Genomic DNA, 17564 nt, shown 5'->3' on the forward strand with positions numbered 1-17564 from the left:
CGCCCTAAAGTCTGGAACTGTGACACTGAGTGGCGGATTTACCGCCTACCCTGATGGGTTTGAGGCCGAGTTCACGGACAAGCCCCACCCTCAAAGTGCCGAAGGCGCTTAGGGTGGGGTAGTTGACAGAGTATGTACAGAGGCAGAGAGAGGTTCGTCTCGGAAACTGCCCCGAGGCCGGAGCGACCGCGGCGGCGCTCATCGGGTCGGTACGACTGGAGCCACTCGATAGGGATTGAGAACGAGAGTTCAACGCAGCCCAAGCCATGGAGGTTTCGGCAGGGGTTGGTTTCGAGGTCTCGAACTCGGGGAGCGACCGGGACAGAGCAGAAAGTGAGTAACTCCATTTGGGTGGCCGCATCGAACCGGATGGGTGGTCTGCTCGATGTCTGACCGACCTGTCCGGGTCCGGCTGACGAAGACGCTCGGACCGAACCAACATCCAGAGTGCGGACTATTCACTGTACCCTCCAGCGAGGCGGAGCAGTTGGTTCGAGGACTGGTATACAGTTGGCTCAAGAACGATTGGATGATTCTGACGGGAGTGTGCCGAAAGCGGAGGTCGTTGATGAGATGGCTCGGGTTCTCGAAGATGTCGAGGCAGAGTTAGAGCGTCAGTACGGCGAGGAGTAGACTGTCCCCGGCCTCATCGAGTTACTGTACCTCTATTTTGGGTTTCTCTGTCGGTTGGTATCCCTCGTCCCGACATTTCTGCTCAAACCGCTCCACAGCATACGAGGTGCTGTCGGTGTGTACTGTGAGTTGGACGGCAGACTCCTCGCCGGTTTCCACATCAACGACTTCGCTACTCACGAGGAGTGTCCGGTCACTGTCTGTGGTTGGTGTGCGAGCGTTGTTGTGGGCGATTGCGTACCACATCAGTCCGAAGATGCCGGTGATGCCGACGAGGACGAACCATTTGAGAAAACTCCCACCATGCTTCCGGGCGTCCCAGCCGACGCCGAGGGCGGTACTCAGCCAAAAAAGGCCAATCACGAAGATGATGCCTTCTACCATAGCACATACTCTGCGGCATTAGTATTATATTTCATATATGTGGGTTTGGAGGAGTTGAGAGAACCTCATCAATTCATCGTGAACTGAGTCGCGACGACGCACTTAGGTACACCCGGCGTGTGCCTTCGACACAATGGAGGCGGTCTTATGATACACACCCGCAGGGACGCGTGGCGGTCCCAACCGCATTCGCATCCTGCAGACCCTCGACAACCGCCCCCGGAATCCGAACCAGCTCGCCGACCACCTCGATTTGAACTACGACACGATTCGCCACCATCTCGACGTGTTAGCGGATGACGACGTTATCGAGGCCAGTGGCGACGACTACGGAGCCGTCTACCTCCCGAGCGAGACGGCCCGCGACAACTGGGACACCGTCGGAACAATCATAACCCAACTCGACTCATGAGCACACGACCGACTCACACTCCCTCCCGGAGCCACTCACGATGAACACTTGGATACTCACGGCACAGGCGGCGACCGCAGTGACGCTCCTCCTGTTGAGCGTGCTCGTCATCGTCTGGGGGAAGAACTACCGACAGATCCGCTCGCGCCAGACGCTCGGGATGCTCGTGTCGCGGCCATTCTGCTCGTCGAGAACGGCTTCGCCTTCTACGTCTACTCGCTCGACCCGGTCTTGTCCGTCTGGTTCAGCGAGCAGGTCCCCGACGGGCCGTGGGTCGCGATGGCGGTGTTTCACGTCCTCGAAGCCGTCGCCGTTGCGCTCCTCACCTACGTCACGCTGGGTTGATTTTCCGGCCGATTTCTTCGATCGTGCAGACAGCCTGAATGGTTATGTTCGACGCGTGTATAGTCCCTCGTGTCATGGAAATCACTTGGTACGGCCACTCCACGTTCGGCGTCGAAGTTGACGAAACGAGTCTACTCGTCGACCCGTTCTTCGGCAACCCGAAGACAGACCTCGACCCGTCGGACCTCGACACGCCCGACTACGTCCTGTTCACGCACGGCCACGAAGACCACATCGCCCACGCCGAGGCCTTTTCCGGCGCGACGCTCATCGCCGTTCCCGAACTCGCGACCTATGCCAGTGAGGAGTTCGGCTACGAGAACCTCATCGGCGGGATGGGGATGAACATGGGCGGCACCGTCGAGGCCGGCGACGCCTACGTCACGATGGTCCGTGCAGACCACAGCAACGGCATCATGACCGACTACGAGTACAGCGCCGGTCCGCCGGCCGGCTTCGTCATCTCCAACACGAAGCCGACCCAAATCGAGGACGAGGAGAGCGAGACGTTCTATCACGCCGGCGACACCTCGTTGATGTCCGAGATGCGCGACGTCATCGGGCCGTTCCTCGAACCCGACGTGGCCGCCGTCCCGGTCGGCGACCACTTCACGATGGGACCGATGCAGGCGGCCGTCGCCGTCGACTGGCTCGACGTGGACTACGCGCTGCCGATGCACTACGACACGTTCCCGCCCATCGAAATCGATACCGAGGAGTTCGAAAGCGAGGTCGCCGGCACCGGCTCCGACGCCGAGGTCGTCGTCCTCGATGGCGACGAGACGTTCACGCTCGAAGTGCCGCGATAACAGCCCACACGGCGTCTGCGTACCTTTTTATCTCATCCGGTCGTCCGGTAGGGTGTAATGGCAGACCTCGAATCCCACACCGTCAACGAAGGCGGCTTCGCCGCGACCAGCCGTGTCGGCAACTACGAACTCTCCATCGACGCGACGAAGGAGGAGGGTCCCTCGCCCAACGAGGTACTCCTCGCCGACTACGCCTCCTGTTACACGTTCGCGTTCCGCGCCGGCGCGATGCGCGAACACGACATCGAACTCGGCGAAATCGAGACCGAGGCCGAAGCCGACCTCGATGACGACGACGACATCGTCGACGACTCGGTGAAGTTCACCCTCCACGTCGAGGACGACCTCGACGACGAGCAAATCGAGGCGCTCGTGGAACTCGGCGAGGAAATCTGTCACGTCCACGCCGCCCTCCACGAGGGCATGTACGCCGAGATTAACGTCGAGTAACACGCCGCTTCTCAGATTTTTTCGCCGCCGCGCAGCGACGGCTGTGAACGACGACCGGTCGCCGTCGTCGCGGGCGTCGACAGCTCCGACGACGGCGTTGTGGTCGCCCACGCGGCGGGAATGGGAACGGCGCTCCGACGCGACCCCAATCTCGCGGGCAAGGGCACACGCACTCGCCGCCGACTACGGCGACGACACCCTCATGTCGGGTGCGCTCCCACACGGGGTATGAGCGATGACGATTCCGGCTGGCAGGACCGTCTCGTCGGCGCGCGAATGAGCGTCGACACCGAGTTCGATGACCGCGTCGAGGCGAGCAGCTTCTCCCGACAGGAGTGGGGTCTCATCATGACTGCGACGGAGTTCGACATCGAGGACGGGGACGAACCGCGGCTGTATGCCAACACCGCGCACCTGGAAGATATCATGCCAGAGGTCCAGAAGATGACCGCGCAGGGACCGATGGGCGGAACACAACAGGAGTCCAGTAGTGGAATCCTCGGGAAAGTCACTTCGGCGCTCGGGCTGGGCGGCGACGACGGGGAGGACCTCTCCGACCAGCTTGCCGAGGCAGAACAGCTGACCCAGCAGTACGCCGACGAACTCCAATCACACCTCGAATCCCGGGGCACATGGGCGGATATCGTCGCCGCCTACCGCGAGCAAGAATGAGCGACCGGACGCGCGACGTGCTGCTGTTCGCTATCCTCCTTGCTGTCGTCGCGTCAGCGCCGGCGATACCAGACGGGATGGCGCTGTTCGTCGGTATCGTCGCCGTTCTGCTCGGCACGGTCGCGTTCCTCGCAACCGTCACGCCGGCGGGATTCGGACGGGTCGTGCCGGAAGAAGAGTAGCCTACAGCCGGCCGAGGATTGCGTCGCCCACGCCGCCGGTCGACGCATCGCCGCCGAGGTCGGGCGTCCGTGGTCCGTCGGCGAGCACCGACTCGACCGCCTCACGGACGCGCGTTCCGTCCTCGTCGTAGCCGAGATGCTCTAACAACATCGCGGCCGACAACACCGTGGCAGCGGGGTTCGCGATACCCTCGCCGGCGATGTCGGGTGCGGTGCCGTGAACCGGCTCGAACAGCGCGTTCTCGGGACCGATGTTCGCCGACGGGAGCAGTCCGAGTCCGCCCACGAGCCCGGCAGCGAGGTCGGACAACACGTCGCCCGCGAGGTTCGGACAGACGACCACGTCGAACGACGCGGGGTCGAGCGGGAGTCTGGTCGCGAACGCGTCCATCAGCACTTCCTCGGTCGCTACGTCGTGCGCGTCGGCGACCCGCTGGACCGCGTCGCGGAACCGCCCGTCCGTCTCGCGCATCACGTTCGCCTTGTGTGCGATGTGGAACCCCTCGGGCGCGAACTCGACGGCGAACTCCGCGAGCCGCTCGCTCGCGCTCGTCGTCGTGACGCGCGTCAGCGTCGAGAGGTCATCCGAGAGGCGGTCCTCGTGGCCCGAGTAGACGCCCTCCGTGTTCTCACGCAGGAACACCACGTCAGTCTCCGGGCGGAGCGCGTCCACGCCCGGATACGCGCGGGCGGGCCGGACGTTGACGAAGGAGCCGACGGCCTCCCGCAGCGGGAGAATCACGTCGGCGGCCGTCTCGCCGGCCGCGCCGAACAGCGTCGCGTCGGCGTCGGCGACCGTCTCGTAAGTCGCCGACGGCAGCGGGTCGCCCGTCCGTTCGGCCACCGCGTCGCCGGCCTCGGCGTGGACGAACGAGAACTCCCCGACCGCATCGAGTACGTCCACGGCGACGGGAACGACCTCTCGACCGACGCCGTCACCCTCGATGACCGCGACGGTCTCCGTCATTCTGCGTCGATGTACGGCAGTTCGTTCGCGACCTTCCGGGTCTCGGGGAGGTTCTGGTACATCAGCGCCGTGGTGTCCCACTTCCCTTCCACGAGGGCTTCCTTCATCGACGGGTCGACACCGGCGCCGACCTCGCTGCCGTCGTAGACGACACGCTCCTCTTCGATGTCGACCTCGATGCCAGCCTCCGGATTCGACTCGATGAACGACTGGAGTCGGTCGACGGTGTCGGTGTCCGCCGTCACGGTCGGAATACCCAGCGACTTGCAGTTGTCGCGGAAGATCTCCGCGAAGGACTCACCGACGATAGCCCGGATTCCCCAGCGCATCAGCGCCTGCGGCGCGTGTTCACGCGAGGAGCCACAGCCGAAGTTGTCGTTCACGACGAGGATGTTCGCGCCGTGGTACTCGTTGAACGGGTGGTCGTTGAGATTCCCCTCGTCGTCGCGGCGAGCGTCGTAGAAGGCGTACTCGCCCATGTCGTCGAAGGTGATCTCCTTCAGGAACCGCGCCGGGACGATCTGGTCGGTGTCGATGTCGTCGCCGCGCACGGGGATGCCGGTGCCGGTGACGCGCGTGATGGAACGGACCATCAGTTCGCACCTCCGAAGCTCCGCACGTCAGCGATTTCGCCCTCGACAGCGGCGGCGGCCACCATCGCCGGCGACATCAGGACGGTCCGACCCTCTTTGGACCCCTGTCGGCCGATGAAGTTCCGGTTCGACGAGGAGGCACACACCTCATCGCCCTCCAGCGAGTCGCCGTTCATCGCGAGACACATCGAACAACCGGCCTGTCGCCACTGGAAGCCGGCGTCTTTGAATATCTGGTCGATGCCTTCCTCCTCACACCGGGTGCGGACGGTCTCGGAGCCGGGGACGGCGAGTGCGCGCACGCCCTCGTCGACGGTGTTGCCCTCCAGAATCTCGGCGGCGCGCCGGAAGTCGGAGACCCGGCCGTTGGTGCAGGTGCCGAGGAAGGCAACGTCGACCTCGTACCCCTCCATCGTCTCGCCGGGCGTAATCTCCATGTGCTCGACCGCGTCCTCGGCGTTCTTCCGGTCCTTCCCGTCGAAGTCGTCGGGTGACGGAATCGGCTCCGTGATGCCGGTGACCTGTCCGGGGTTGATACCCCACGTCACCATCGGGTCCAGGCCGTCGGCGTCGACGGTCACCACGTCGTCGTACTCGGCGTCGGGGTCTGAACTGATGGTCTCCCAGTCGGCGACGAGTCGATTCCACTCATCGCCCTCGGGCGCGTACTGGCGACCCTCCAAGTAGTCGTAGGTCGTCTGGTCGGGGTTGACATAGCCCGCGCGGGCACCCCCCTCGATGGACATGTTACAGACGGAGAGCCGTCCCTCCATGTCCATCGCCTCGATTGCCTCGCCGCCGTACTCGTACACGTGGCCGACGCCGCCGTCGACGCCGAGTTGCCCGATGATGTGGAGAATGACGTCCTTCGGCGCGACGCCGTCGGAGAGTTCACCCGTCACCTCGACGCGGCGCACGTCCATCTTCTCGGCCGCGATACAGCCCGTCGCCAGCACGTCGCGAATCTGCGAGGTGCCGATACCCATCGCGACGGCCCCGAACGCGCCGTGCGTCGAGGTGTGCGAGTCGCCACAGACGATGGTCTGGCCCGGCTGGGTCGCGCCCAACTCCGGCCCGACGACGTGAGCGATCCCCTGCTTGCCGGACTCCAGTCCGTAGAAGTCGATGCCGGCCTCCTCCACGTTGGACTCGAGCGCCTGCAACATCGTCTCGGCCTGCTCGTCCTCGAACGGACGGTCGCGCTCTGCCGGGTCCGTCGGGATGATGTGGTCGGTCGTCGCGAGCGTTCGCTCCGGGAACGCCACGTCGATATCGCGCTCGCGCAACATGCCGAACGCCTGCGGACTCGTCACCTCGTGCATCAGGTGGAGTCCGATGAACAGCTGGTCGCGACCGTCCGGCAGGTCCGCGACCTTGTGGCGGTCCCACACTTTGTCGTACAGTGTTCCGGAACTCATGCGAGCACCCCGCGAGCATGAGGCGGTGAGTCACAGCCCGCGCAGCGACGCGAGCAGGAATGTCTCACGGAACTCATCGGTCTGTGCTGTCGTAGACGCCGTTGGCGCTCGGGGCGTTCCGCGGCGGCGTGTGCGAAATGTCTCCGAGTGAAGCCTCCGCGTCGTCGCGGTCACTCGCCGGTTCGCCGCCGTCGGCGGCGACGAACCGCCCGCGGCCGTACGTCTGAGTCTCGCCGAACGACTCCCCGGTGTAGGGGTTCGTGTGCTCGATGTCGCCCAGCTCAGTCATCGGCGGACACCCGTTCTGTCTCCTGTTCGTCCTCGTCGCCGCCCCACGCGAACAGCGCGCGCAGCTCCTCGCCCACGTCCTCGATGTCGTGGCTCTTCTCCGCCTGTCGAAGCTGGGTGTAGCTCGGGCGTCCGGCCTGGTTTTCCGAAATCCACTCACGGGCGAACTCGCCGTTTTGGACCTCTTCGAGCACCTCCTCCATGTTCTCGCGGGCGTGCTCGTCGACGATGCGGTCCCCCCGGGTCAGCCCGCCGAACTCGGCGGTGTCGGACACGGAGTCCCACATCTCGGCGTGGCCGCCTTCGTACATCAGGTCCACGATGAGCTTGAGCTCGTTCAGACACTCGAAGTAGGCCATCTCGCGGGAGTAGCCCGCCTCGACCAGCGTCTCGTACCCCTGCTTGACCAGCGAGGTGACGCCGCCACAGAGGACGGCCTGCTCGCCGAACAGGTCGGTCTCGGTCTCTTCCTGGAACGTCGTCTCGATGACGCCCGCGCGGGTACAGCCGATCGCCTTCGCGTACGCGAGCCCCGTCTCGTGGGCGTCGCCGGTCGCGTCCTGATACACCGCGAGCAGCCCCGGCGTTCCCTCGTCGTGCTCGTAGTTGCGTCGGACGAGGTGGCCGGGGGATTTCGGTGCGACCATCTGGACGTTCACGTCCTCACGCGGGGTAATCTGGTTGTAGTGGATGTTGAACCCGTGGGCAAACTGGAGGGTGTCGCCGGCGTCCAGCTCGTCGGCGATGGCGTCGTACACGTCCGGCTGGACCGTATCCGGCACGAGCAGATTCACGATATCTGCACGACGGGCGGCCTTCACCGGCGTCGTCACGTCGAGGCCGTCGGCCTTCGCCGCCTTGCGCGAGGAGGACCCCTTCCGGAGTCCGACGACCACGTCGACGCCGGAGTCGTCGAGGTTCTGGGCGTGGGCGTGGCCCTGACTGCCGTAGCCGAGGATGGCTACCGTCGTGTCGTTCAGTACCGATTCGTCAGCGTCGTCGTCGTAGTAGATATCTGTCATTATTTGAGTCGCTCCGGCGCGATGGACGTCTTCGTCTCACCACGGGCGAGGGCAGTGCGTCCCGTGCGGGCTATCTCACGAATGCCGAACTGCTCGAGCGCGTCGAGCGCGTCGTCGATCTTCTGTTCGCGACCGGTCAACTCGACGGTGATGGTTCGGGGACCGGCATCGAGGGTGCGTCCCTCGTACATCTCGGTGATGGCGTGGACCTTGTCCGGCTCGTCGGCGTCCATCTTCACCAAGACGAGCTCGCGCTTGACGGCCTCGCGTTCGAGTTCGCGCGTGTGGATGACCGGGACGAGCTTGTCCAGTTGCTTTTCGATCTGGTCGATGTTCGGGTCCGGCTCCTCGACCACGACCGTGATGCGCGACCAGTCGGGGTTCTGCGTCGTGCCGACGGTCAGCGATTCGATGTTGTACTGGCGGCGGCTGAACAGGCCGGTCACCTTCGAGAGCACGCCCGGCTCGTTCGCGACGAGCGCGGTGATAGTGGTCCGGCGCGGCTCGCGGGCCGCCTCCGTCTCGGGGTCGATACGAATCCCCTGGCTGTTGCGTCGTCCGACGGGTCGCTCCCGGCTCTCCGGGTCCGGACCGAGCAGTCCGGACTCGGGTGGTTCAGTCTCCTCGCGGCTCACAGGTGCTCACCTCGCAGGGCGAAGAGACCGTTGTCCCCGCCGCTGGGGACCATCGGGAACACGTCCTCCTCCGGGGCGATGCGAACGTCCACGACCGAGGGTCCCTCGTAGTCGAGGGCCGCCTCGATGGTGGCTTCCACGTCGTCGTAGCCGTCGATGGCGAACCCCTCCGCGCCGAACGCCTCGGCGACGGCGTCGAACTTCGGCATCCAGTCGTACTCCGAGGCCATCCGGCGGCCCTCGAAGAAGCCGTCCTGCCACTGGCGCACCATCCCGATGAACTGGTTGTTCAACACGAAGACGGTGATGTCCATCTGTTCGCGGGCCGCGACGGTCAGTTCCTGACATGTCATCAGGAAGGAGCCGTCGCCGTCGAAACAGACGACGGTCTGGTCGTCGTCGGCCGCGACGCGCGCGCCGATGGCGGCGGGCACGCCGTAGCCCATCGTCCCCAGTCCGTGGCTCGAAATCCACGTTCGCGGCTGGGTGAAGGTCCAGTACTGACAGGCCCACATCTGGTGTTGCCCGACGCCGGTCGTGACGACGGTGTCGTCGTCGGTCGCGGCGTCGACAGCCTCCACGACGAACTGTGGTTTGACGGGGTCGTCCTCGTCGATGTGATAATCGAGCGGATACTCTTGCTTCCAGTCGCGACACCGCTCACACCAGTCGGCGGTGTCCGGCGAGCGGTCCATCGCGGCCGCGAACTGCTCGATGACCGCGCGGGCGTCACCGACCAGCCCGAAGTCCGCCTCGACGTTCTTCGAGATCTCGGCGGGGTCGATGTCGATGTGGATGATTTCGGCGTCGGGCGCGAACGTCTCCACGCCGCCGGTCAGTCGATCGTCGAACCGCGTCCCGACGGCGAACATGCAGTCGGTCATCGTCAGCGCCATGTTGGCGTAGCCGGACCCGTGCATCCCACCCCACTCTAAGGAGAGGTCGTGGTCTTCCGGGAACGCGCCGATACCGGGCATCGTCGTGACGACCGGAATCTCGTGTTCGATGGCGAACTCGCGCAGCTGCTCGCTCGCCTCCGCGCGGATGACACCGCCGCCCGCGAGGATGACGGGGCGGTCGGCCTGCTGGAGCGCGTCCGCGGCGCGGCCGACGGCGCGTTCGTCTGCCGTCTCGGCGGGCACGTACGTCGGTGGCGTGCGCGGTGGGCCGGGTTCGCGGTCGGTCTCGCCGTTCGAGACGTCCTTCGGGAGGTCGACGAGCGTCGGTCCCTGCCGGCCCCGGTTGGCCATCGCGAACGCCTCGCCGACGGTGTCGCCGACTGAATCGGGGTCGTCCGCGAAGTAGTTCTCCTTCGTAATCGGACGGGTGACGCCGGTCGTGTCCGTCTCCTGGAAGGCGTCGCTGCCGACGAAATCCGTCGGCACCTGTCCAGTCAACGCGAGCACGGGGTCGGAGTCCATGTCGGCGTCGGCGATGCCGGTGACGAGATTCGTCGCGCCCGGCCCGGACGTGGCCAGACAGATGCCGGGGTCCCCGTCCACTGCCCCGTAGGCGTCGGCGGCGTGAACCGCTCCCTGTTCGTGGGCCATCGTGAGATGGGTCATCTCGGAGTCGTACAGCGCGTCGTAGACGGGCATGATTGCTCCGCCCTGTACGCCGAACAGATGTTCGACGCCGGCGTTCTCTAGCGCGCGGACGACCGACTCGGCCCCTGTCGTCACCGGCGTCGGCTCGTCGGATTGGTCACTCGCTGTTGTCTGTTCGCTACTCATTGGTTCGTGGTGTGGTGGTGTCGTGCCATCGATAGGGCTGGCTGGTGGTCGAAAACGGTGCGAACGGTCGAGAAGAGTGGGTACTGTAGGGGGTCAGACCCCTACAATACGAATCTGGGCGACGCTCACCGTCGGACGACCCGGCGTGTGTGCGTCGGTCATCTGTACGCGTCTCTCGTCGTGGGTGAATAAAACGGCATACACTCGCGCAAACGTTACCGCGACGGCGGGCGCGACGCTCGCCGCCGGGCGCGGTCGCGGGTGTCGACCTCACGTTCTGACCTCAGACTCCCGCTTCTTGATGCCGATGTCGTCGGCGAATCGCTCTAGGACGGCGACGGTGATGCGCTCTTTTTCAGCGCCGCGGTCTTTCACGCGCCGCGTCACCTCGCGCACCTCGTCGTCGGTCGGGTCGTACCCCTGCTCGGTGAGCCGTTCCCGAACCGAGTGTTGGCCGGTGTGTTTACCCAACACCAGTTCGCGGGTTGCACCCACCATCTCCGGAGTCATCACGCCCGGTTCGAACGTGTCGCTGTTCTCGATAACACCGGCCGCGTGAATCCCGGATTCGTGGGCGAACGCGTTCGCGCCCACGACGGGCTTGTTGTCCGGAACGGGCATGTCACTGCGGTCCGCGACCAGCCGCGACAGCTCCGTGATGCGCGTGGTGTCGATGCCGGTGTCGTAGTTGTACAGCGACTCCAGTGCCATCACGACCTCCTCGTAGGCTGCGTTGCCGGCGCGCTCGCCGATGCCGTTGACCGACACCTGCGCCTGCGTCGCACCGGCCTCGAAGCCCGAGAGGGCGTTTGCCGACGCCAGCCCGAAGTCGTCGTGCGCGTGCACGTCGACGCTGGCGTCCGTGTGGTCCAACACCGTCCGCACCACGTCGGCGAAGGTGCTCGGGGTCCCGACGCCGCAGGTGTCGGGGATGTTGATCCAGTCCGTGCCGGCCGCACTGACTGCCTCGATAATCTCGATCAGGAACGATTCCTCCGTCCGGGTTGCGTCCATGGGCGAGAACATGCACTCGACGCCCGCTTCCTTGACCCGTTCGACGCTGGCGACTGCACGCTCGACCGCGTCCTCGCGGGTCGCGTGCATGCTGTCTTGTAGCTGAACGTCACTCGTGGAGACGAAGACGTGGACCATCTCGACGCCGCTGTCGAGTGCCGCTTCCACGTCTCCCTCTACGACGCGCGCCAAGCCGCAGGTCGTCCCGCTCGTGTGTTCCGCGATGTCGCGGACAGCCTCGAACTCCGCGTCGGAGTTGACCGGGAACCCCGCCTCGATGACGTGGGTCCCCATCTCGTCGAGTACCGCCGCTATCTCGCGTTTGTCCCCGTACGAGAAGGACGTGCGTGGCGACTGTTCGCCGTCGCGCAGCGTGGTGTCGAAAATCCGTGCCTCGTCGATTTCGGGGGTGTTAGATACTGTGCCCGCGAAGAACTCGACCCGCCGACTCAGTCGACGTTACCTCTTGTGTCATGGTATCTCTATTCAGAGGGGTCACGGTATTTAATCGTTGTGTCGGCACAGTTGTTGCCGACTCGCGCAAAACATTCGGCCGATTCAGATGCTTATTTGCCACAAAATCTGTGTGGATAGTGATTTGAGCGTCGTATACAATTTAAATGTCCACAAACTGCTCCCACTCCCGGTCGAGCACGAGTCACCGGCTGCGGGCGCGTGGATTTTTGCCCGCCGGGCGTCCACGGGTAGCTATGAGCGAGTTCGAACTCGACTTACAGTCGGCCGAGGGGGACATGGACGTGCCCGACGAGGACAGCGTAGTTCTCGGTATCCTGGACGGCGAGACGCCAGACGCCGAGTGGATTGCGCTCGTCGAGGCAGGCAACACGCTCGTCCTCGACATCGAAGGCGACCTCTCCGAGCTCGCGGCCGGCTTCGCGACCGAGATTACGGACCGGGGCGGCGAGCTGATGCATTTCCGCGGCTTCCTCGTCGTCTCGCCGCCTGGCCGCGACATCGACACCGATCGACTCTAACTCTCCGGGCCGGAGCGTAATTCGTCCACGTCCGCGCCACAGCTAGCACACTCCAGCACGTAGCTGTCACCCTCGACACGGTAGTCGCGGTCGGTCGCCGCACCGCAAGACGGACACTCCTCCTCGATGACGGCGTCGTCGCTATCCTTCGGTGCCCCCGCCGCGACGAGCCGACAGCCGTCCGGGCCAGCGACGCCCTTCTGTGGTGCGCCGGCGGGGACGAAGAACACCTCGCCCGCCTCGACGGTGTGTTCTTCCTCGGGCGTCTCGACCAGAAGGGTCCCGTCGAGCACGTAGAACAGTTCCTCGTGGTCGGGATGGTGATGATAGCCCCACGGGATTCGTTCGCCGGGGTCGGCGGTAATCACGTTGAAGCCGAACTCGCTCGCGCCGACGGCCTCGTCGATTTCCTTCTTGTGGCGGGTGGGGTTCGGGGCGTCGGACAGCGCGTCGACGACGACGTGCTCGTACTCGTGGTCGGTCACACCGACACTGTGTCGCACACGACCAAAGCGTGTGCGGCTGTGGGGCTTATTAGCCCGCCGCCCCTCGTTCCTGATATGCCAATGAAGGGGGACGGCACGACGGAGCCGCGCAAAATCGACGACGCCGACGACGGGGTCGGCTGGATCGCCTATCCCGACGAAGGGATGCAGCGCGCCTCACACGCGCTCGCGACCGACGCCGGCACGCTGCTCGTCGACCCGGTCGACGCCGACGGCGTCGAGGAACTCTACGCCGACCGCGGTGAGGTGGGCGGCATCGCTATCTTGCTCGACAGACACGTCCGTGACGCCGAGGTGTTCGCCGACCGCCACGACGTGCCCGTCTACGCGCCGTCGTGGATGAACGTCGACAAGAAACTCGACGGGAGCGCCGACCCAATCGAGGAGTTCCTCGCCGACACCGACTACGACTGTATCGACCTCGACGTGTCAGTGTGGGACGAGGCGATTCTCACGGACGGCGAGACGCTCGTCGTCCCCGAAGCGCTCGGGACGGTCGGCTACTTCTGTGCCGGCGACGAGCCGATCGGTGTTCACCCGATGTTGCGGCTGTTTCCGCCGCGGTCGCTCCGCGAGTACGATACGCGGCGAGTGCGCGTCGGCCACGGTGCAGGCGTCGCCGCGGAGACGACGATGCTGATTCGCGACGCCGTCGACAACGCGCGCCGCCGCCTGCCGAAGGCGTATCTCGGGGCCCTGCGCGACCTCCTCTGAGTCACCGTTATACCCGCGACGCACCTCTGTGCTCGTGTGCTGTATCTCACCCGTGGACTCGTGACCGTGCTCTTGGAGATGGCGAGCGACCGCGACCCGGAATCGCTGACGGTCGCGCTCGTGACGCAGCCGGCGGGTGACCTCGACGGCTGTACGCTCGACCCGGCCCAGCCGGTCTTCACCGAGTTCTACCTGCCAGACGCGGCCGGCTCGCTCGATGCCGTCTTCGGGATGGACATCGGGACCCCCGACTCCGACGGGCGTTTCGTCTCACACCCCGACGGCCCACTGGACGTGACCGTGACCGATGACTTCCACAGCGTCGTCTTCGTCGCCGTCCCGCCGTACGACCGCGACTCGCTGGCCGCGTTCGACCGCTCCGGGACCGAACTGCCGCTCACCGTGCTCGACGTCGAGCCTGATGAGGTGCCCTTCGAGGGTTAACGCAGATAGCCGAGGTCGTGCAGCTGGTCGGCGATCTCTTGGAACTCGGCTTCCGTCAACTCGCCGCCCTGCTGGTGTTGGATGACGATACTTCGCAGGAGAAAGCGAACGAGATCCGAGGTCGAAGAGAAGCTCGTCCCTTCGATGGTCTCGTCGACGCGCTCGGCGAGATCCTTCGGAATCGACACCGTGGTGTAGTCGGTCATACCGCTACTCGTCGCTCCCGGCTGTTTTGCGTTTCGGCGGCGACTCCGGTTCCTCCTCGTCGGCGAGTCGCTCGACCAACTGCTCCATCCGTCGAGTCTGTTCGCGGTTCGCCGTGATGATTACGTCCGACAGTACCCCGAAGACGAGCAGTTGGACCCCGAGGATGACGGCCGCCGCCCCGACGACGGTGAGCGCCTCGTGTGAGACGGGCGGCGTCCGCAGGAACCACTCGACGCCGACGTAGACGGCAATCACCAGCCCAGCGAGCAGCGAGACGGTGCCGACCGACCCGAAATAAAAGAGCGGATTGCTGGTCTTGGCCAGCCGGTACAGCGTCGCGAAAATGCGTGCGCCGTCGGCAATCGGGTGGAGGTTCGTCTCCGAACCGGCCGGTCGGGCGCGGTACGTGACGGGGACGACCTCGACGGTCGTGCCGTGTTTGACTGCCTCGACGGAGAGTTCCGTCTCGATGCCGAAGCCGTCCGCGGAGAGGGCGTATCGCTGGAACGACCGTCGGGTGAACGCGCGATACCCCGAGAGGATGTCGCTGAGTCGCTCCCCATGAATAACTCCGAAGACGCGGTTCGCTAAGCGATTTCCAATTTTGTTGAGCCGGGTCATCGCCCCCGGTTCCAGATTCGCGAACCGGTCGCCGATGACGTGGTCGGCCCGGCCGTGCTGAATCGGGTCGAGCATGCGCTCGGCGTCTGCCGGGTCGTAGGTGCCGTCGGCGTCGGCCATCAACACCACGGGACGGTGAATCTCCTCGTCGATAGCCTGTCGAATCGCCTGTCCCTTGCCGTGGCCGCACTGTTCGACGACGCGCGCGCCGGCGTCCCGCGCTCGTGCTCGCGTGTCGTCGTCGGAGCCGCCGTCAACGACGAGTACCTCGTCGAAGCCAACGTCGCGGAACCCGGCGACCACGGAGCCGACGGTCTCGGCCTCGTTCATCGCCGGCAGGAGGACGCAGACCTCGGCAGGATTCATACGCCGAGGTGGTTTCCCCGCCTGTGAAAAGCTTCCGACAGGCGGTTACGGCTCGATTCGCACCCGCTCGCGCGCCTCGGTGACGGCCTCGCGCATTCCGTCTGTGAAGGCGGCCTCGCCGTACTGTTCTGCTCCCGCGGCAATCGCCGCGGCGTCCCACTCGACGCCCGACTCGCACAGGCGGTCGAGGGCCGCAGCGAGGTGCTCGCTTCCCCGGTCGTACAGCAGGCCGTTCTCGCCGTCGCGAATCTGATAGCGCGTGTAGCCGTCGCGGACTCCGACGACGGGCGTCCCACTCGCCAACGCCTCGACGGGGACGATACCGAAGTCCTCGTTGCGAGCCGCGAAGACGAAGCCCTTCGCCCGTGCGAGCAGGTCACGTTTCTCCGACTCTGAGAGAAAGCCCCGGAACTCGACGTTGTCCGTCGCCATCGACTCCAGGCGGTCGGCTTCGGGGCCGTCGCCGCCGACGACGAGCCGGTCGTCGCGGTCGGCGAAGGCGCGCACGATCTCGTCGATGCGCTTCGACTCGTCCAGCCGCGAGAAGGTGAAGAAGAACGCCTCACGCTCGTCGTGCGGGCGCACCTCGTAGCTGTCGACCGGCACCGGCGGGTAGACGACGCGCACGTCGTCGATACCCCAGTAGCGGCGCACCCGCCGCGCGATGAGTTCGGAGTTGGCGACGTACACGTCGGGGTACGCGAGGTTCTGCGCGTAGAGGACGCGCGTCGTGAATGCGTACGCGCGAACGAGGGGGTCACCGCCCTTATCCGGAAACCGGTCGTATGCGGCCCGCGGTGTCGAGTGGACGTACTTTACCACTGGCTGGTCGTCCGGCGGGACGTACCACCCCGGCTCGTTCCCGCTCTGGACGAGCACGTCGTACTCGTGCAACTCGGGGACGTGCTGGAACGCCCAGGCGTAGAACGCATCACGCACGAGGGGCGATTCCTTCCAGCGGGCGAGCGGGGAGTCGTCGAACAGGCTCACGTGCTCGGTATCGCTGTCCGGGAGGGCGTCGTCGTCGCCGAAGCCGTAGTACAGCGGCGCGTCGAACGTCTCTGCGAGCCGTTCAGCGACCACCTCGCCGCCACCGTGTGCGAGGTAGTTACCGTGGACGACGGCGATTTCTGTCATACTCGGCTCTCTCGGCGTCGCCTCTTATTGGTTGTCTCCCGTCGTGTGTCGTCCGCGACTGTTCACCGCCAGTGGTAGTAACCGTACAGATAGCCGAGCCCGGTCGCGAACGTCAAGACGAGTAACATCACGAACTGCTGGAGCTTCGCGCTCGTCGGCTCCGAGACGAGTCCGCGAACGCGCTCGGGCAGGTACTCGCCTACGAGCCGCCGGAGGAAGGCGGTCTCGTCGCTGCTCGACTCGGGGACGAAGCGCGCCATCCCCCGCTTCGAGACGCCCTGCCAGAAGGCGCGTTTGAGGAGCCACACGGAGTCCGTCCGGTACTCGTAGATTCTGTGCTCGACGAGCGCGTCGGGGACGTACCAGACCCCTTCGCCGAACTCGTCTGCGAGCCGGATACACAGCTCCGTCTCGCCGCCCTGCATCTGTTTGTCCCCCTTCCGACCGCCGACGGTCGGCTCGAAGCCGCCGAGCGCTTCGAACGTCTCGGCGCGGACGGCGAGATTCGACCCCATGCCGTTGCGGATCTCGCCCGCCTGCTCGCGGTCGCCGTCCGGGCCAAAGCCGCGGTGGGCCGCGCCGATGAGGAAGTAGAACTCCTCGGGGAGAAACGAGGGTTTGTCGGCGACCCACCGGGGAACCATCCGGCCTCCCGTGGCGTGGCGGTCGTGGCTCTCGTGGGCGGCGACGAGCTTCTCGAGCCAGTCGGGGGCGGCGATGGCGTCGTCGTCGATGAACGCGATGATGTCGCCCGTCGCGACGGCTCCACCGCGGTTGCGAGCGACGAGCAGTCCTTGATTCTCATCGAGGCTCGCAATTCGCACGTCCGGGTGGCCGCCGTAGTCGCGTTCCATCAGCTCAGTCACGCGCGCGGAGCCGTCCGAGACGAGGACGACCTCCACGTCGTCGTACGTGCCCGCGAGCACGGAATCGGCGGCGGCCCGGAGGTCGGTGTAGCGGTCCGGCTCGTGGGTACAGACCACGACTGACACCTGCATGCAGACCACTCCACGGGCG

The 17564-nt window shown here is 65.4% G+C and carries 23 protein-coding genes and 1 pseudogene; 10 read left to right on the forward strand and 14 right to left on the reverse strand.

Annotated features, from left to right (window positions below; all coding sequences use genetic code 11):
* A pseudogene (locus tag DMP03_RS14860) lies at positions 1–112 on the forward strand (transposase); the annotation flags it as partial.
* Positions 113–654: 542 nt separating this feature from the next.
* Here DMP03_RS14860 and DMP03_RS13690 read toward each other — a convergent pair.
* Entirely contained in the window at positions 655–1017 is a 363-nt protein-coding gene (locus DMP03_RS13690; protein ID WP_152121106.1) for a hypothetical protein, read from the reverse strand.
* 187 nt (positions 1018–1204) lie between these two features.
* On the opposite strand from DMP03_RS13690, the gene DMP03_RS13695 reads away from it, so the two are divergent.
* From DMP03_RS13695 to DMP03_RS13720, 6 genes are all read left to right on the forward strand, one after another.
* Entirely contained in the window at positions 1205–1429 is a 225-nt protein-coding gene (locus DMP03_RS13695) for an ArsR/SmtB family transcription factor (protein ID WP_235908830.1), read from the forward strand.
* A 48-nt stretch (positions 1430–1477) separates the two neighbouring features.
* Positions 1478–1774, forward strand: a complete 297-nt coding sequence (locus DMP03_RS13700; RefSeq protein WP_225870832.1) for a hypothetical protein — start codon at positions 1478–1480, stop codon at positions 1772–1774.
* 74 nt (positions 1775–1848) lie between these two features.
* Entirely contained in the window at positions 1849–2583 is a 735-nt protein-coding gene (locus DMP03_RS13705) for a metal-dependent hydrolase (protein ID WP_152121107.1), read from the forward strand.
* A 57-nt stretch (positions 2584–2640) separates the two neighbouring features.
* A complete protein-coding gene (locus DMP03_RS13710; RefSeq protein ID WP_152121108.1) occupies positions 2641–3033 on the forward strand; it encodes an OsmC family protein in 393 nt (130 codons plus the stop codon).
* A gap of 228 nt (positions 3034–3261) precedes the next feature.
* Entirely contained in the window at positions 3262–3705 is a 444-nt protein-coding gene (locus DMP03_RS13715; protein WP_152121109.1) for a DUF5799 family protein, read from the forward strand.
* On the forward strand, positions 3702–3887 hold the full coding sequence (locus tag DMP03_RS13720) for a hypothetical protein (RefSeq protein WP_152121110.1): 186 nt from the start codon (positions 3702–3704) through the stop codon (positions 3885–3887). The genes DMP03_RS13715 and DMP03_RS13720 overlap by 4 nt, the downstream gene beginning before the upstream one ends.
* A gap of 1 nt (position 3888) precedes the next feature.
* Here DMP03_RS13720 and DMP03_RS13725 read toward each other — a convergent pair whose 3' ends face one another.
* The 8 genes from DMP03_RS13725 to DMP03_RS13760 form a co-directional block, all read right to left on the reverse strand.
* Positions 3889–4854 (reverse strand): isocitrate/isopropylmalate dehydrogenase family protein, encoded by a 966-nt coding sequence (locus DMP03_RS13725; protein WP_152121111.1) that lies wholly within the window; start codon positions 4852–4854, stop codon positions 3889–3891.
* The gene (leuD, locus tag DMP03_RS13730; protein WP_152121112.1) at positions 4851–5447 is read right to left on the reverse strand and encodes a 3-isopropylmalate dehydratase small subunit; all 597 of its coding nucleotides are present in this window, start codon (positions 5445–5447) and stop codon (positions 4851–4853) included. The genes DMP03_RS13725 and leuD overlap by 4 nt, the downstream gene beginning before the upstream one ends.
* Entirely contained in the window at positions 5447–6865 is a 1419-nt protein-coding gene (gene leuC / locus DMP03_RS13735; protein WP_152121113.1) for a 3-isopropylmalate dehydratase large subunit, read from the reverse strand. Before leuC ends, leuD begins: the two co-directional genes overlap by 1 nt.
* A 73-nt stretch (positions 6866–6938) precedes the next feature.
* On the reverse strand, positions 6939–7154 hold the full coding sequence (locus DMP03_RS13740; RefSeq protein WP_075935958.1) for a hypothetical protein: 216 nt from the start codon (positions 7152–7154) through the stop codon (positions 6939–6941).
* The gene (ilvC, locus tag DMP03_RS13745) at positions 7147–8175 is read right to left on the reverse strand and encodes a ketol-acid reductoisomerase (RefSeq protein ID WP_152121114.1); all 1029 of its coding nucleotides are present in this window, start codon (positions 8173–8175) and stop codon (positions 7147–7149) included. The genes DMP03_RS13740 and ilvC overlap by 8 nt, the downstream gene beginning before the upstream one ends.
* Entirely contained in the window at positions 8175–8810 is a 636-nt protein-coding gene (gene ilvN / locus DMP03_RS13750; protein ID WP_152121115.1) for an acetolactate synthase small subunit, read from the reverse strand. The genes ilvC and ilvN overlap by 1 nt, the downstream gene beginning before the upstream one ends.
* Positions 8807–10543: a biosynthetic-type acetolactate synthase large subunit gene (gene ilvB / locus DMP03_RS13755; protein WP_152121116.1), complete on the reverse strand. Its 1737-nt coding sequence runs from the start codon at positions 10541–10543 to the stop codon at positions 8807–8809. The genes ilvN and ilvB overlap by 4 nt, the downstream gene beginning before the upstream one ends.
* A gap of 270 nt (positions 10544–10813) precedes the next feature.
* Positions 10814–12010: a LeuA family protein gene (locus DMP03_RS13760; protein ID WP_152121117.1), complete on the reverse strand. Its 1197-nt coding sequence runs from the start codon at positions 12008–12010 to the stop codon at positions 10814–10816.
* Positions 12011–12267: 257 nt separating this feature from the next.
* Here DMP03_RS13760 and DMP03_RS13765 point away from each other — a divergent pair, with 257 nt between their 5' ends.
* Positions 12268–12552, forward strand: coding sequence for a DUF5779 family protein (locus DMP03_RS13765; RefSeq protein ID WP_152121118.1), 285 nt, complete (start codon positions 12268–12270; stop codon positions 12550–12552).
* Here the strand turns inward: DMP03_RS13765 and DMP03_RS13770 are convergent.
* Positions 12549–13037: a cupin domain-containing protein gene (locus tag DMP03_RS13770; RefSeq protein WP_193221861.1), complete on the reverse strand. Its 489-nt coding sequence runs from the start codon at positions 13035–13037 to the stop codon at positions 12549–12551. The genes DMP03_RS13765 and DMP03_RS13770 overlap by 4 nt on opposite strands.
* A 75-nt stretch (positions 13038–13112) precedes the next feature.
* Here DMP03_RS13770 and DMP03_RS13775 point away from each other — a divergent pair, with 75 nt between their 5' ends.
* Both DMP03_RS13775 and DMP03_RS13780 read left to right on the forward strand, forming a co-directional pair.
* Positions 13113–13772, forward strand: a complete 660-nt coding sequence (locus DMP03_RS13775) for a hypothetical protein (protein WP_152121119.1) — start codon at positions 13113–13115, stop codon at positions 13770–13772.
* 36 nt (positions 13773–13808) lie between these two features.
* Entirely contained in the window at positions 13809–14216 is a 408-nt protein-coding gene (locus DMP03_RS13780; RefSeq protein ID WP_152121120.1) for a hypothetical protein, read from the forward strand.
* Here DMP03_RS13780 and DMP03_RS13785 read toward each other — a convergent pair.
* The 4 genes from DMP03_RS13785 to DMP03_RS13800 form a co-directional block, all read right to left on the reverse strand.
* Positions 14213–14422 (reverse strand): ribbon-helix-helix domain-containing protein, encoded by a 210-nt coding sequence (locus DMP03_RS13785; RefSeq protein ID WP_075935967.1) that lies wholly within the window; start codon positions 14420–14422, stop codon positions 14213–14215. The two genes, DMP03_RS13780 and DMP03_RS13785, sit on opposite strands and share 4 nt — an antisense overlap.
* A 4-nt stretch (positions 14423–14426) precedes the next feature.
* The gene (gene aglJ, locus DMP03_RS13790) at positions 14427–15410 is read right to left on the reverse strand and encodes an S-layer glycoprotein N-glycosyltransferase AglJ (RefSeq protein ID WP_152121121.1); all 984 of its coding nucleotides are present in this window, start codon (positions 15408–15410) and stop codon (positions 14427–14429) included.
* Between the two features lie 45 nt (positions 15411–15455).
* The gene (locus DMP03_RS13795) at positions 15456–16547 is read right to left on the reverse strand and encodes a glycosyltransferase (protein ID WP_152121122.1); all 1092 of its coding nucleotides are present in this window, start codon (positions 16545–16547) and stop codon (positions 15456–15458) included.
* 62 nt (positions 16548–16609) lie between these two features.
* On the reverse strand, positions 16610–17545 hold the full coding sequence (locus DMP03_RS13800) for a glycosyltransferase family 2 protein (RefSeq protein ID WP_152121123.1): 936 nt from the start codon (positions 17543–17545) through the stop codon (positions 16610–16612).
* Positions 17546–17564: the final 19 nt, after the last annotated feature.

Source organism: Halosegnis rubeus (assembly GCF_009184545.1).
Taxonomy (GTDB): domain Archaea; phylum Halobacteriota; class Halobacteria; order Halobacteriales; family Haloarculaceae; genus Halosegnis; species Halosegnis rubeus.

Coding starts and splice junctions, on each gene's coding strand:
- leuC (WP_152121113.1), bottom strand. CDS start 6,865: ATGAGTTCCGGAACACTGTACGACAAAGTGTGGGACCGCCACAAGGTC.
- DMP03_RS13715 (WP_152121109.1), top strand. CDS start 3,262: ATGAGCGATGACGATTCCGGCTGGCAGGACCGTCTCGTCGGCGCGCGA.
- DMP03_RS13765 (WP_152121118.1), top strand. CDS start 12,268: ATGAGCGAGTTCGAACTCGACTTACAGTCGGCCGAGGGGGACATGGAC.
- DMP03_RS13720 (WP_152121110.1), top strand. CDS start 3,702: ATGAGCGACCGGACGCGCGACGTGCTGCTGTTCGCTATCCTCCTTGCT.
- DMP03_RS13690 (WP_152121106.1), bottom strand. CDS start 1,017: ATGGTAGAAGGCATCATCTTCGTGATTGGCCTTTTTTGGCTGAGTACC.
- DMP03_RS13775 (WP_152121119.1), top strand. CDS start 13,113: ATGCCAATGAAGGGGGACGGCACGACGGAGCCGCGCAAAATCGACGAC.
- DMP03_RS13800 (WP_152121123.1), bottom strand. CDS start 17,545: ATGCAGGTGTCAGTCGTGGTCTGTACCCACGAGCCGGACCGCTACACC.
- ilvC (WP_152121114.1), bottom strand. CDS start 8,175: ATGACAGATATCTACTACGACGACGACGCTGACGAATCGGTACTGAAC.
- DMP03_RS13705 (WP_152121107.1), top strand. CDS start 1,849: ATGGAAATCACTTGGTACGGCCACTCCACGTTCGGCGTCGAAGTTGAC.
- DMP03_RS13740 (WP_075935958.1), bottom strand. CDS start 7,154: ATGACTGAGCTGGGCGACATCGAGCACACGAACCCCTACACCGGGGAG.
- leuD (WP_152121112.1), bottom strand. CDS start 5,447: ATGGTCCGTTCCATCACGCGCGTCACCGGCACCGGCATCCCCGTGCGC.
- DMP03_RS13795 (WP_152121122.1), bottom strand. CDS start 16,547: ATGACAGAAATCGCCGTCGTCCACGGTAACTACCTCGCACACGGTGGC.
- aglJ (WP_152121121.1), bottom strand. CDS start 15,410: ATGAATCCTGCCGAGGTCTGCGTCCTCCTGCCGGCGATGAACGAGGCC.
- DMP03_RS13785 (WP_075935967.1), bottom strand. CDS start 14,422: ATGACCGACTACACCACGGTGTCGATTCCGAAGGATCTCGCCGAGCGC.
- DMP03_RS13710 (WP_152121108.1), top strand. CDS start 2,641: ATGGCAGACCTCGAATCCCACACCGTCAACGAAGGCGGCTTCGCCGCG.
- DMP03_RS13725 (WP_152121111.1), bottom strand. CDS start 4,854: ATGACGGAGACCGTCGCGGTCATCGAGGGTGACGGCGTCGGTCGAGAG.
- ilvB (WP_152121116.1), bottom strand. CDS start 10,543: ATGAGTAGCGAACAGACAACAGCGAGTGACCAATCCGACGAGCCGACG.